11 protein-coding genes are annotated in these 12,818 nt (G+C 70.2%); all 11 read right to left on the reverse strand.

What is annotated here, in order from left to right; all coding sequences use genetic code 11:
- Positions 1 to 252: 252 nt before the first annotated feature.
- A complete protein-coding gene (gene glmS / locus AB0G17_RS26190) occupies positions 253 to 2,070 on the reverse strand; it encodes a glutamine--fructose-6-phosphate transaminase (isomerizing) (protein ID WP_361387597.1) in 1,818 nt (605 codons plus the stop codon).
- A 56-nt stretch (positions 2,071 to 2,126) separates the two neighbouring features.
- The gene (locus tag AB0G17_RS26195) at positions 2,127 to 2,408 is read right to left on the reverse strand and encodes a hypothetical protein (protein ID WP_067159327.1); all 282 of its coding nucleotides are present in this window, start codon (positions 2,406 to 2,408) and stop codon (positions 2,127 to 2,129) included.
- Positions 2,409 to 2,530: 122 nt separating this feature from the next.
- Positions 2,531 to 3,415, reverse strand: coding sequence for a DUF4429 domain-containing protein (locus AB0G17_RS26200; protein WP_361387600.1), 885 nt, complete (start codon positions 3,413 to 3,415; stop codon positions 2,531 to 2,533).
- Between the two features lie 240 nt (positions 3,416 to 3,655).
- Positions 3,656 to 5,434, reverse strand: a complete 1,779-nt coding sequence (locus AB0G17_RS26205) for an IucA/IucC family siderophore biosynthesis protein (protein WP_361387603.1) — start codon at positions 5,432 to 5,434, stop codon at positions 3,656 to 3,658.
- Entirely contained in the window at positions 5,431 to 5,982 is a 552-nt protein-coding gene (locus AB0G17_RS26210; protein ID WP_361387606.1) for a GNAT family N-acetyltransferase, read from the reverse strand. Before AB0G17_RS26210 ends, AB0G17_RS26205 begins: the two co-directional genes overlap by 4 nt.
- Positions 5,979 to 7,253, reverse strand: coding sequence for a SidA/IucD/PvdA family monooxygenase (locus AB0G17_RS26215; protein WP_361387609.1), 1,275 nt, complete (start codon positions 7,251 to 7,253; stop codon positions 5,979 to 5,981). Before AB0G17_RS26215 ends, AB0G17_RS26210 begins: the two co-directional genes overlap by 4 nt.
- On the reverse strand, positions 7,234 to 8,679 hold the full coding sequence (locus tag AB0G17_RS26220; RefSeq protein ID WP_361387612.1) for an aspartate aminotransferase family protein: 1,446 nt from the start codon (positions 8,677 to 8,679) through the stop codon (positions 7,234 to 7,236). Before AB0G17_RS26220 ends, AB0G17_RS26215 begins: the two co-directional genes overlap by 20 nt.
- Positions 8,680 to 8,961: 282 nt before the next feature.
- Positions 8,962 to 9,801, reverse strand: coding sequence for a siderophore-interacting protein (locus AB0G17_RS26225; RefSeq protein ID WP_361387615.1), 840 nt, complete (start codon positions 9,799 to 9,801; stop codon positions 8,962 to 8,964).
- Positions 9,802 to 9,928: 127 nt separating this feature from the next.
- A complete protein-coding gene (locus tag AB0G17_RS26230) occupies positions 9,929 to 10,960 on the reverse strand; it encodes an ABC transporter substrate-binding protein (RefSeq protein WP_361387618.1) in 1,032 nt (343 codons plus the stop codon).
- A 111-nt stretch (positions 10,961 to 11,071) separates the two neighbouring features.
- A complete protein-coding gene (locus AB0G17_RS26235; RefSeq protein ID WP_361387621.1) occupies positions 11,072 to 11,296 on the reverse strand; it encodes a hypothetical protein in 225 nt (74 codons plus the stop codon).
- A gap of 357 nt (positions 11,297 to 11,653) precedes the next feature.
- Positions 11,654 to 12,814, reverse strand: coding sequence for an acyl-CoA dehydrogenase family protein (locus AB0G17_RS26240; protein ID WP_361387624.1), 1,161 nt, complete (start codon positions 12,812 to 12,814; stop codon positions 11,654 to 11,656).
- Positions 12,815 to 12,818: the final 4 nt, after the last annotated feature.

Here is a 12,818-nt window from a genome sequence, read left to right on the forward strand (position 1 = left end):
AGCGTGAACGCGTGACCTGCCGCAGGCGAACACCGCAACCTGAAACAGGAGACGCCTCACGTGGCGACCCACGACCTCAAAACCAGGTCACTAGGCAGCCGCAGCCGGTGCGTTGGGCGGCACCGGCGCGCAAGGGAGCGGCCCCGCACGCCTGGTGGCGCGTGCGGGGCCGCTTCTGTGTCCTGCTACGACGTACTGCTCGACCTACGACGTACTGCTCGACCTACGACGTACCGGTCGGCCTACGACCTACTACTCGACCGTGACGGACTTCGCCAGGTTGCGCGGCTTGTCGATGTCGCGGCCCATGGCGAGCGCCGTGTGGTACGCGAAGAGCTGGAGCGGGATGCCCATGAGGATCGGGTCCAGCTCGTCCTCGTTCTTCGGGACGACGATGGTGTGGTCGGCCTTCTCCTGCTCGCGGTGGGCGACCGCCAGGATCCGGCCGCTGCGGGCCTTGATCTCCTCGAGGGCCGCGCGGTTCTTCTCCAGCAGGTCGTCGTCGGGGACGATCGCGACCGTCGGCAGCGCGGGCTCGATGAGGGCCAGCGGGCCGTGCTTGAGCTCGGAGGCCGGGTAGGCCTCGGCGTGGATGTAGGAGATCTCCTTGAGCTTCAGGGAGGCCTCCAGCGCGACCGGGTAGCCCCGGACACGGCCGATGAACATCATCGACTGGGCGCCCGCGTACTCCTTGGCCAGCTTCTCGATCTCCGGCTCCATCGCCAGGATCTCGGAGATCTGCGCGGGCAGCTTGCGCAGGCCCTCGATGATCCGCTTGCCGTCGGCCACCGACAGGTCGCGGATGCGGCCCAGGTGCAGCGCGAGCAGCGCGAAGGCGACCACGGTGTTGGTGAAGCACTTGGTGGAGACGACGCAGACCTCGGGGCCGGCGTGCACGTAGGTGCCGCCGTCCGCCTCGCGGGCGATCGCCGAGCCGACGACGTTCACGACGCCGAGGACGCGGGCGCCCTTGCGCTTGAGCTCCTGGACGGCGGCGAGCACGTCGTAGGTCTCACCGGACTGCGAGACCGCGATGTACAGCGTGTCGGGGTCCACGACCGGGTTGCGGTAGCGGAACTCGGAGGCCGGCTCGGCGTCCGCGGGGATGCGGGCGAGCTCCTCGATGAGGCCCGCGCCGATGAGGCCGGCGTGGTACGAGGTGCCGCAGCCGAGGATCTTGATCCGGCGCACCCCGCGGGCCTCGCGGGCGTCCAGGTTGAGGCCGCCGAGGTGGACGGTGGAGAACCGGTCGTCGATGCGGCCGCGCAGCACGCGGTCGACGGCGTCGGCCTGCTCCGACATCTCCTTGTGCATGTACGTGTCGTGGCCGCCCATGTCGTAGGAGGCGGCCTCCCACTCGACGGTCTCGGGGGTGGGGTTGGTCAGGGTGCCCGAGGTCGTGTACGTACGGAAGTCGTCGGCCTTCAGGGTGGCCATCTCGCCGTCTTCGAGGGTGACGACCTGGCGGGTGTGGGCGATCAGCGCGGCGACGTCCGAGGCGACGAACATCTCCTTCTCGCCGATGCCGAGGACGACGGGGGAGCCGTTGCGGGCCACGACGATGCGGTCGGCGAAGTCGGCGTGCATGACGGCGATGCCGTAGGTGCCCTCGATGACCTTGAGCGCCTCGCGGACCTTCTCCTCCAGGGAGTCGGCCGGGGAGCGGGCGATCAGGTGGGTGATGACCTCGGTGTCGGTCTCCGAGACGAAGACGACGCCCTCGGCCTCAAGCTTGACGCGCAGCTCGGCGGCGTTGTCGACGATGCCGTTGTGGACGACGGCGACCTTGTTCTCGGGGTCCAGGTGCGGGTGCGAGTTGATGTCGCTCGGGGCGCCGTGGGTGGCCCAGCGGGTGTGCGCGATGCCGGTGGTGCCGGTGAAGCGCTTCGGGACGCGGGCCTCCAGGTCGCGGACGCGGCCCTTGGCCTTGACCATCTTCAGCGCGCCCGACTTGGGGCTGTTGATGACCACGCCCGCGGAGTCGTAACCCCGGTACTCCAGCCGCTGCAGGCCCTCCAGCAGCAGGGGAGCGACATCGCGCTTACCGATATAACCGACGATTCCGCACATAAAGAGTCTCTACCCCTCCATCGACAACAACGTTTCGGTGTGCTCGGCCCGAAGGCTCAGCCGTAGACGATGCGGCGCAGCTGCCGGAGTGAGAGCTCCGGCGGCGCCACGGCGCGGTGCGGCAGCTCGGCCGCGATCCGCTCGAAGATCTCCGCGTTCACCAGGCCGCCGGACTGGAGCTCACGGTGGCGGCGGCGGACGAATTCCTCGTACGTCTCGTCGAAGTACGCCAGCACGTCGAGCACGACCCGGGCCGCCTCACCGCGCTGGAGCGCGGTGCTGCGCACCAGATGGTCGATGAGGTCGTCGTGGGACGACGGGCTGCGGCGTTCGAGCACCCGTCGATACTGCGGGGAATCCCGCCCTCACGCAAGAATCCTGCCCGATATCGGGCAGGATTCTCATGATCACACTCGGCCTGGTATAGACCAGCCCGCTCCGGGGGGTCTCACACTCGTGCTCACAGCCGCTTCAGTACAGCTTGCTTGGCGAGGCTGAACTCCTCGTCGGTGAGGATCCCGGACGAGTGCAGAGCGCCGAGCTCGCGCAGCCGCCGCAGCAGGACGTCGGGGTCGTCGGCGTCGACGGCGGGCGCCGGGCCGAGCGCCTTGGGTCCCGGCGCGATCGCGGGCGCGGGCGCCGACGCGTGCGGGTGCGGCATCCGCGCCACCACGGCCGAGGCGAGCAGCGCCATCAGCGGGTCCTTCTTGAACCCGTTGAGCTCCACGGCGTGCGGATCGCGCCCGGCGGGCAGTCTCGGCGCGTTCGGCGAGCTCACGAAGCGCAGATGGCCGTCGGCCAGGCCGCGCGCGGGCAGCCACTCCACCGCGTGCAGGTCCTCCAGGGCGAGGGCGGCCGGGCCGCTGCTGGTCTTCACCTCGTCGGTGTGCCAGGTCCACTCCAGGCGGACCGTGCGCCCGTCGAAGCTGGCCGTGCCGTCGCCCGCGCCCACGGTCATCGGCAGCGAGGGGCCCGACAGCAGATAGCGGTCGACCGGTCCGGTGGGCACGGAGTCGAGCAGCAGGGCGTTGCGGACCTCGTCCACGAAGTACTCGGCTATCGCCGCCGCCTTCGTCTCGACGGTCAGGGCGTACGGGTCCGAGGCGTCGTCCAGCTTGCCGCCGGTGACCTGGAGCAGCGGGTCGGCGCCGTCACGCAGCTTCAACCGCAGCCGCCCGGTCTTGCGCCCCGGCTCGTACGCCACTCCCGCCAGTGCCAGGAGCGGCACGGTGATCTCGCCGAGGGTGCGGCGCAGCAGGCTGACGCCCTTGTCGCTGCCGGGCACGATGCGTATGCCGTCCCCGTCGAAGCTCCAGGTCCCGTCCTTCTGGATGATTTCCGCCATGAGGGTGATTCTTCCATCCGGCCTTGGAGCGCTGGGCAGTTGGGCGGCCCGGGTCCGCAGTGGCCAATACCGGCACGGACGTCGGTTTCAGCTCGCTCTCGCGCGGTTCCCCGCGCCCCCAGGAGGTACGGGCGACGGCGAAGCCGAGCCCTTGAGGGGCGCGGGGAACCGCGCGGGCAACCCGGCACGGCCCGCAGACGGACGGGCGGGGTGCAGGGGCCGCGGGCGGGGTGGGGGGAATCAGCCCGCTATCGGGTTGCGCAGCGTCCCCACCAGTTGCAGTGCCCCCGCCGGATCCGCCAGATCCACCATCTGACGGTTGTCGCGGAGCTGCAGCCGGTTCAGGCACGACAGAGCGAACTCCGGCGCGAACATGTCGTACTGCTTGAACTTGTCCGACAGCTCCGGCACGGACGCCTGGTACGACGCGACACACTCCGCCACCGCCGCCCAGAACTCCGACTCCTCCAGCACCCCCTCACTCACCAGCGTCGCGTTCAGGAAACGGAAGAAGCAGTCGAAGACGTCCGTGAAGACGGACAGCAGCTTCATGTCCTCCGGCACGTCCGCCCGGATCCGCTCCACCGCGGGCGGCAGCACCGCGTCCGGATCCATCACCACGATCTCCTCGGCGATGTCCTTGAAGATCGCCCGCACCACCGTCCCGTCCTCGGCCAGCACGAGGATCACGTTCTCGCCGTGCGGCATGTAGGCCAGGTCGTACGCGTAGAAGGAGTGCAGGACCGGGAGCAGGTACGCGTCCAGATAGCGCCGCAGCCACTCCCGCGCCCCCACCCCCGACTCCGCGATCAGCGCGCCCGCGAAGGACGCCCCGGCCCCGTCGACGTGCAGCAGCGACGCCATCGTGGCCAGCCGCTCGCCCGGCGCCAGCGACGGCACCGGGCTCTCCCGCCACAGCGCCGCCAGCATCTTGCGGTACGGCGAGTGGCGGTCGGTGGCCCGCTCGTACTGGCGGTGGTGGTAGCCGATGGCCGCCCGCTCGCGGATGATCGAGAAGCGGGCCGCCTGGAGGACGGAGTCCCGCTCGACGACCCCCGCCAGCCAGTCGTTGATCGCCGGCGTCGCCTCCATGTACGCCGCCGACAGGCCCCGCATGAAGCCCATGTTCAGGACCGACAGGGCCGTCTTCACATAGTGCTTGGCCGGATCCGTCGTGTTGAAGAAGGTGCGGATCGACTGCTGGGCGAGGTAGGCGTCGTCGCCCACCCCGAGCGGCACCAGCCTGTCCTGCGCCACCTCCGCCGCGAACGTCACCGACAGCTTGTTCCACCACTGCCAGGGGTGGACGGGCAGCAACTGGTAGTCCGCGAGGTCCAGGCCGCGCGCCGCCATCGTCGCGGCGAAGCGTTCCAGCGTCGCCGCGCCCAGCTCCTCCCCGATCAGCGTCTCGTAGCCCAGCCCCGCGCCCGAGGTGAACGTCGCCCGGTCCCGCCGCGCCGCCAGCCAGACCAGCCGGACCGGGGTGGCGGCCTCCGGCGCGTACGCCGCGTACTCGTGCACACCGAACCCGAGCCGCCCGTTGTTCGCCACGAAGCACGGGTGGCCCTCGGTCATGCCCGTCTCGATCGCCTGGAAGCCCGCCCGAGCCAGCTCGGCCGCCGGGGTCTGCTCCTTGGTGAGCTTGTACGCCGTACCGGAGAGCGTGGAGGAGATCTCCTCCAGGTACACCGGCAGGATCTCGTCGCTCAGGCCCAGCGTCTCGCGCAGCTCGATGAAGAAGTCGAGGGCGTCGAGCGGGAGCCGGCCCTCGGCGCCGTGCCGCGTGACCGACTCCGGGTCGACCTGCCAGTGGTCCAGCGCGTACCGGGCGGCGGTGAAGCGGTACTCCACCGTCCCGTCGTCGCTGCGCACGCCGTACCGGTCCTCGCCCAGCGGCCGGGGGTCGATCAGCCGCTCGTGCGCGAACTCGGCGAGCGCCTTGCGGATCAGCAGCCGGTTGGCGCGCGCCCACAGCCCGGGTGTGAGGTGGGGGACGGCGATGTCCGTGGTCGTCGTCATCGGGTGGCCTCCTCGAACGCCGCCCGCGTGCACACGCTCAGCAGCGCCGTCTTCTCCGGCTTGGTGATCTCCCCGACGACCTCGAAGCCGACGGCCGCGTTCAGCGCGTGGACGGCCTTGTTGCCCACGTCGGGCTCCACGACGACCCGCCGGGTCGTCGGGTCCGCGAACAGGTGCTCCATCACGGCGGTGATCACCGCCCGGGTGAAGCCGTGGATCGGCGTGCCGGTCGGCGCGACCAGGAAGTGCATGCCGACGTCGCCCGGCTCGGGCTCGTAGAGCCCGACCAGCTCGCGGTGGGCCGGGTCGTACTTCTCCATCAGGAAGGCGGGCGCGCCGTCGTGCAGCCCGAGCAGCGCGTGGTGGTGCTCGTCGGCCGCGATCTCCATGTACGCCCGCTCGACGTCCTCCAGCTTCACGTCCTGCATCATCCAGAAAGCGGCCTTGGGGTCGGTGACCCAGCCGTGCAGCAGCTCGGCGTCCTTGAGGGGGTCGAGGGCGCGGACCGTGAAGGTGCCGATGCCGGGGGATATGGGGGTGGTGCTCATACGGCGAACTCCTGGAAGGCGATGGACTTCTCGACCGGGTAGTACTCGCGGCCGAGCAGCTCGCCGATGATGTACGCGTTGCGGTAGGCGCCCATGCCCAGGTCGGGCGAGGTGATCGAGTGGGTGTGCACGGCGGCGTTCTGGAGGAAGATCTCGCTGCCGTTGGTGTCGATGGCGTAGTTGCGGGCCACGTCGAAGCGGCCGCGGCCGTCCCGCTTGAGCCGGTCCGCCACCGGCGCGAGGAACTCCGGCTCGGCGTACTTGTAGCCGGTGGCCAGGACCAGGCCCTCGGTGGTGAGGGTGTAGTCCCTCTCCTGCTCCTCCTGGCGCAGGCCCAGGGTGTACGTGCCGGTCGTCGTGTCGTAACTCGCCGCGTTCAGCGAGGAGTTGGTCAGCAGCCGGGTCGGGACCGGGCCCTTGAGGTTCTTCTGGTAGAGCAGGTCGAAGATCGCGTCGATGAGCTCCGAGTCGATGCCCTTGAACAGGCCCTTCTGCTGCGTCTCCAGCCGGTAGCGGGTGGCCTCGGGCAGCGCGTGGAAGTAGTCCACGTACTCCGGCGAGGTCATCTCCAGCGTCAGCTTGGTGTATTCGAGCGGGAAGAAGCGCGCCGAGCGGGTCACCCAGGTGAGCCGGTAGCCGTGGACGTCGATCTCGCTCAGCAGGTCGTAGTAGATCTCCGCGGCGGACTGCCCGCTGCCGACCAGGGTGATCGACTCCTTCTTCTGGAGCGCCTCCTTGTGGTCCAGATAGCGGGAGTTGTGCAGATAGTCGCCGCCCAGGCCCTGGCACGGCTCCGGGACGAAGGGCGGGGTGCCGGTGCCCAGGACGATCCGCCGGGCGCGGAACTCGGAGCCGTCCTCGGTGCGTACGACGTACACCTCGTCCTCGTACGTCACCGTCTTCACCGTCTGGTTGAAGCGGATCGAGGAGAGCTTGCCGGCCGCCCAGCGGCAGTAGTCGTTGTACTCGGTGCGCAGGGGATAGAAGTTCTCGCGGATGTAGAATGAGTAGAGGCGGCCCGACTCCTTCAGGTAGTTGAGGAAGGAGTACGGCGAGGTCGGGTCGGCCAGGGTGACCAGGTCCGACATGAACGGGGTCTGGAGGTGGGCGCCCTCCAGGAACATGCCCGAGTGCCACTCGAAGTCCGGCTTGGTCTCCAGGAAGAGGCCGCTGAGCTCGTCGACCGGCTCGGTCAGGCAGGCCAGGCCCAGGTTGAAGGGCCCGAGGCCGATCCCGATGAAGTCGTACGGCTCACGAGGCTGCGTGGACAAGGTTCTCTCCCAGGTACTGCTCGGCGTGGCCGGCTATCAGATCGAGGACGGCGGCGATGTCGTGGACCGTCGTCTCGGGGTTGAGCAGGGTGAATTTCAGGTACTGACGGCCGCCGGTCTTGGTGCCGGCGACGACCGCCTCGCCGGAGGCGAACAGCGCCTTGCGGGCGTAGAGGTTGGCGCGGTCGATCTCGGCGGGCGAGGTGACGGCGTCCGGGATGTAGCGGAAGACGAGAGTCGACAGGGTGGGCTCGACGACCACGTCGTAGCGCGGGTCGGCGGCGAGCAGCCGCCAGCCCTCGACGGCCAGGTCGCACACCTCGTCGAAGAGCGTGCCGACGCCTTCGGCGCCCATGGTGCGCAGCGTCATCCACAGCTTCAGGGCGTCGAAGCGGCGGGTGGTCTGGAGGGACTTGTCGACCTGGTTGGGGATGCGCTCCTCGGCGGCCCGGCGCGGGTTGAGGTAGTCCGCGTGGTACGTGGCGTGCCGCAGGGTGGCGCCGTCCTTGACCAGGATCGCGCTCGAACTCACCGGCTGGAAGAAGGACTTGTGGTAGTCCACGGTGACCGAGTCGGCGTGCTCGATGCCGTTCAGGAGGTGGCGCCGGGTCGGCGAGACGAGCAGCCCGCAGCCGTACGCGGCGTCCACGTGCATCCACGCGCCGTACTGGGCGCAGAGCTCGGCGATCTCCGGCAGCGGGTCGAGGGAGCCGAAGTCGGTGGTGCCCGCGGTGGCGACGACGGCCATCGGGACGTTGCCCTCGGCGGCGCAGCGCTCCAGGGCGCGGGCGAGGGCCACGGTCTGCATCCGCTTGTCGTGGTCGCAGGGGATCGACACGACGGCGCCGCGGCCCAGGCCCAGGAGCTGGGCGGACTTCTGGACGCTGAAGTGGCTGCACTCGGAGGAGAAGATCCGCAGCTTCGCCAGGTCGTCGGTCTTGGCCTCCTCGCGGGCGAGCAGCAGGGCCTGGAGGTTGGACTGGCTGCCGCCGCTGGTGAACACGCCGTCGGCGGCCGGGCCGTAGCCGACGCGCCCGGCAGTCCAGTCGATCAGGCGGCGCTCGATGAGGGTGCCGCCGGCGCTCTGGTCCCAGGTGTCGAGCGAGGAGTTGACCGCCGAGAGGACCGCTTCGCCGAGGACGGCGGGGATGACCACCGGGCAGTTGAGGTGGCCCAGGTAGCGGGGGTGGTGGAAGTAGACGGCGTCGCGCAGGTACACGTCCTCCAGCTCGTCCAGGACGGCGGAGGTGTCGCCCAGCGGCCGGTCGAGGTCGACGCGGTCGATGAGCGGGGCGATGTCCTCGACGCCCGCTCCGGTGAACGGGCGGCGTGTCGCGGCGAGTTTCGACGCCACCCGCTCGACTCCTTCGGTCACGGAGCGCCGGTAGCTCTCCGCCGTCGTGTCATTGAGCAGGTGCGAACGCATGAACTGTCCTCCCGGATCGGGGACTTCGTCGGGCCCTCCGGACAGAGACAGAGAAGGGGGGCGAGGACCGCGATCGAGAAGTAAGGTTAGCCTAACCTAACTTTGATCTCAACAGGCCCTCGCCCCCTGGGGAAGCGGTGCACTTGGGGGCTGCGGGCCCCCTGAGGGGCGCGGGGCTGTGACATGTGCGGCTCCGCCGCGATGGGGGTCTTCCCTGTTCGAGCGAAGCCGAGAACTTGGGGGAGCAACCGGCCCCCACCGGCTCGCAGCCCTGAGACCGGCCTACGCGGCTTCTTCCTCCCGAAGCTGGTCCTCGCTGCGCCCCCGCCGCCAGTAGCCCACGAACGTGACGTTCCTGCGGTCGACCTGACGCTCATTCACGAAGTGACGACGCAGCTCACGCATGGTGGACGCCTCCCCGGCGATCCACACGTACGGATCGAGCCCGGGCAGCTCGGCCTCCGCACGCACCGCGTCCAGCACCGAGGGCGCGCCCTCTTCCCGCACCAGCCAGGTGATGCGGGCGTCGGCGGCCGTGAGAAGCGGCATCCGGTCCCCGCTGAACGGCACTTCGATCCACACTCGCGTCGGCGTGCCGTGGGGCAGCCACTCCAGAATCGCGGAGAGCGCGGGCAGCGCCGTCTCGTCGCCCCACAGGACGACCCCGTCCGTACCGGCCGGCGGCCGGAACCGCACTGCCGTGTTGTCGGCGACCGCCGGACCGAGGACCGCCACACGGTCCCCGGGCGCGGCGCGGCCGGCCCAGCGGCACGCCGGGCCGCCGTCCTCGTGGAGCGCGAAGTCGATGTCGACCTCGTCGGGGTCGCGGCGCTGCTCGCGCAGGGTGTACGAGCGCATCACGGCCCGTACGCCGTCGGGCAGCGCGCGGTACTCCGCGAACCACGTCTCGGGGTTCTCGGCGGGCGGCAGCACGGGCGCGTCCTGGCCGGGGTGCGGCAGGAAGAGCGACAGGCTCTGGTCCCGGCCGCCGCCCTCGAAGTACGCCAACTGCTCGCCGCCGAAGGTGATCCGGACCAGCGACGGGCCGAGCCGCCGGGTCCGTATCACGCTCAGATCGAAGAGCCGGAAGGGGACGGTGGCGGTCTCGGCCGTCAGTGTCATGTCAGGCAACCTTCTCGTCAGGGTCAGGCGACATGGCCAGGCGTCGTGGTCGGACGTGGCGGTCGGGCGTCCTGGTCGGGCGTGGTGGTCAGGCGTGGTGGTCGGACGCCATGGCCGGGCATCGTGGTCAGGCGACGTTCTTCGCGTTCTCGATCGCCTGGGCGAGGGAGTCGAGGATCGGGGCGCACTTGGCGTACGAGTAGATCGGCTCGGTGGTGCGCGGGGTGACCTGGCCGGCCTTGACGGCGGGCAGGCCGGTCCAGGTCGGCTTGGACTTCAGGGCGTCCGGCTGGAGGGCCGTGGAGCGGTTGTCCATCATGATCACGTCGGCCTTGTACTTGCCGACGTTCTCCCAGCTGAGCTCCTCGAAGAAGCCCTGCGCGTTGACCTTCGGCTCGACGAACTTGACGCCCAGTTCCTGGAAGTACGCGGTGTCCGCGGACGTCTTGGCCGCGGAGACGTAGAACAGGTCGGCGCTGGCGGAGCCGATCATCACCGTGACGCCGGGGTTGGCCTTGGTGGCGGCGCGCAGCCGGGCGGCGGCCTTCTCGAAGCGGGTCTTGGCCTCGGTGACCTTGGCGGCCTTGAGATCGGCGCCGAGGGCGGCGGCGAGGTCGGCGCGGCGCTGGAGCGCGGCCGGCATGCTGAGCTGCGCGGCCCACAGCGCGACGCTGGGGGCGAGCTTGAGGATCTTGTCCTTGCTGTTGTCCGGCACGTACCAGAGGGCGTCCTTCTCCCACATGTCCGTGACGAGCAGGTCGGGCGCGAGGGCCGCGTACTTCTCGACGCTGAACTCGCCCCAGACGTTGCCGAGGATCTCGACCTTGTTGATGTCGAGGTCGCCCGCCTGGACGTCGGGCTTGCCGTCCTTGGTCTTGGTCGGGCCGAACACGGCCTTGACCTCGATGCCGTAGTCGTGGAGGGCGGCGGCGGTGCCGGTGAAGGCCACGATCGTCTTGGGGGTGGACTTCGTCTCGACGGCCTTGCCGCGGTCGTCCTTGAAAGACCAGGGGCCCGACTTCTCGGCGGCCTTCTGCGAGTCGCCCTTGTTCTTGTCGTCGCCGTCCCCGCACGCGGCCAGCGCGGCCCCGAGGCCGATGGCGCCGCCGGCGGCCAGCAGACCGCGACGGGAGAGGTGGGACGCTCGGGCAATGGGCATGACGATCCGCTTTCGTACGTGCCGGGGTCGGCCTCTGGCAGTTCCTGGGTAGGTTAGCCTAACCTCACAAGGATCTGTAGAGGCGTCACCGGGGTACGGCAAGCGCCCCCGTCACCTGCGCAGCGGGGCGTACGTGAAGCGGACTTTGTGCGACGCGGTGGGCTCGTAGAGCGTGCGGCACGCGGCGCAGTGCCAGTGCCAGTGGTCGGCGGCGCCGGGCACGGTGGTGGAGGTGTCCTTCCACAGCGGCGGGCGCGTCGGGCAGGCGGGGCAGACGGGTGGGATCACCCTGTCCAGGGTGGCGGGCGGGGGTGGCGTGCGGCGGCCGTACGCCACGGGTCCACCCCTTCGAGCGAAGTCCCCCTCCCCGCCCCTTCCCTGAACCCTCCGGGGGTGGGGGTGGGTTGAGACGATTTCCCGGGGGCTACGCCCCTGGGCCCCCGTGCGGGGCCTGCGGCCCCTGCGCCCCGCGATGGGTGCGAACAGCCCTGCGGACCGTGCTGGGTTGCTCGCGCAGTTCCCCGCGTCCCTAGGTGGTCAGGGGCGCGGGGAACTGCGCGCTCAGTCGAACACGGCCCGCAGACGAGCCCCGGGCTCAGCAGGGGCGCGGGGAACTGCGCGAGCGGCCCCAGACCCTCGCGGCCGTCAGCCCGCTCACCCGGCCGTCAGCCCGCGTCCGGGGGCGCGCCCCGCTCAGGCCGGCAGGCCCAGCTCTCGGGCGATCAGCATGCGCTGCACCTCGCTCGTGCCCTCGCCGATCTCCAGGATCTTGGAGTCGCGCCACATACGGGCCACCGGGTACTCGTTCATGAAGCCGTAGCCGCCGTGGATCTGGGTGGCGTCGCGCGCGTTGTCGACCGCTACCGTCGACGAGTACAGCTTCGCCAGGGCCGCCTCCTTCTTGAAGGACTCGCCCCGGACAAGCCGGGAGGCGGCGTCGCGCCAGCCCACCCGGGCCATGTGCGCCCGCATCTCCATGTCGGCGATCTTGAACTGGATCGCCTGGTTGTCACCGATCGGGCGGCCGAAGGCGTGGCGCTCGTGCGCGTACTTCACCGACTCGTCGACGCAGCCCTGCGCCAGGCCCGTGGCCAGCGCCGAGATGGCGACACGGCCCTCGTCGAGGATGCGCAGGAACTGCGCGTAGCCCCGGCCCTCCTCGCCAAGCAGGTTCGCGACCGGGACGCGGACGTCCGCGAAGGACAGCTCGCGGGTGTCCGACGCGTTCCACCCCACCTTCGAGTACGGCGCGGCCACCGTGAAGCCCGGCGTGCCGGACGGGACGATGATCGAGGAGATCAGCGGGCGGCCGTCAGGCTTGCGGCCGGTCACGGCCGTCACTGTCACCAGGCCCGTGATGTCCGTACCGGAGTTGGTGATGAAGCACTTGGTGCCGTTGATGACCCACTCGTCGCCGTCGCGCACCGCCGTCGTACGCGTGCCGCCCGCGTCCGAGCCGCAGTCCGGCTCGGTCAGGCCGAACGCGCCGAGCAGTTCGCCGGAGCAGAGCCGGGGCAGCCACTCCCGCTTCTGCTCCTCCGTACCGAACCGGAACACCGGCATCGCGCCGAGCGAGACCCCGGCCTCCAGGGTGATGGCCACCGACGAGTCGACCCGCGCCAGCTCCTCCAGCGCGATGCCCAGGGCGAGGTAGTCGCCGCCCATGCCCCCGTACTCCTCGGGGAAGGGCAGTCCGAACAGGCCCATGCGGCCCATCTCGCGGACGATCTCGTACGGGAACTCGTGGCGCTCGTAGTAGTCGCCGATCTTCGGGGCGACGACGTCGTGCGCGAACTCCTCGACCGTACGGCGGAGTTCTTCGTGCTCGTCTGAGAGCCGGTGGTCAAGGGACATGGGG

Origin of the sequence: Streptomyces sp. NPDC023838 (assembly GCF_040639555.1) — a bacterium.
In the GTDB taxonomy this organism is placed as follows: Bacteria; Actinomycetota; Actinomycetes; order Streptomycetales; family Streptomycetaceae; genus Streptomyces.

Excerpts from the sequence above, each read along its gene's own strand:
- AB0G17_RS26240 (WP_361387624.1), bottom strand. The coding sequence starts at position 12,814 with ATGTCCCTTGACCACCGGCTCTCAGACGAGCACGAAGAACTCCGCCGT.
- AB0G17_RS26205 (WP_361387603.1), bottom strand. The coding sequence starts at position 5,434 with ATGACGACGACCACGGACATCGCCGTCCCCCACCTCACACCCGGGCTG.
- AB0G17_RS26200 (WP_361387600.1), bottom strand. The coding sequence starts at position 3,415 with ATGGCGGAAATCATCCAGAAGGACGGGACCTGGAGCTTCGACGGGGAC.
- AB0G17_RS26210 (WP_361387606.1), bottom strand. The coding sequence starts at position 5,982 with ATGAGCACCACCCCCATATCCCCCGGCATCGGCACCTTCACGGTCCGC.
- glmS (WP_361387597.1), bottom strand. The coding sequence starts at position 2,070 with ATGTGCGGAATCGTCGGTTATATCGGTAAGCGCGATGTCGCTCCCCTG.
- AB0G17_RS26225 (WP_361387615.1), bottom strand. The coding sequence starts at position 9,801 with ATGACACTGACGGCCGAGACCGCCACCGTCCCCTTCCGGCTCTTCGAT.
- AB0G17_RS26220 (WP_361387612.1), bottom strand. The coding sequence starts at position 8,679 with ATGCGTTCGCACCTGCTCAATGACACGACGGCGGAGAGCTACCGGCGC.
- AB0G17_RS26230 (WP_361387618.1), bottom strand. The coding sequence starts at position 10,960 with ATGCCCATTGCCCGAGCGTCCCACCTCTCCCGTCGCGGTCTGCTGGCC.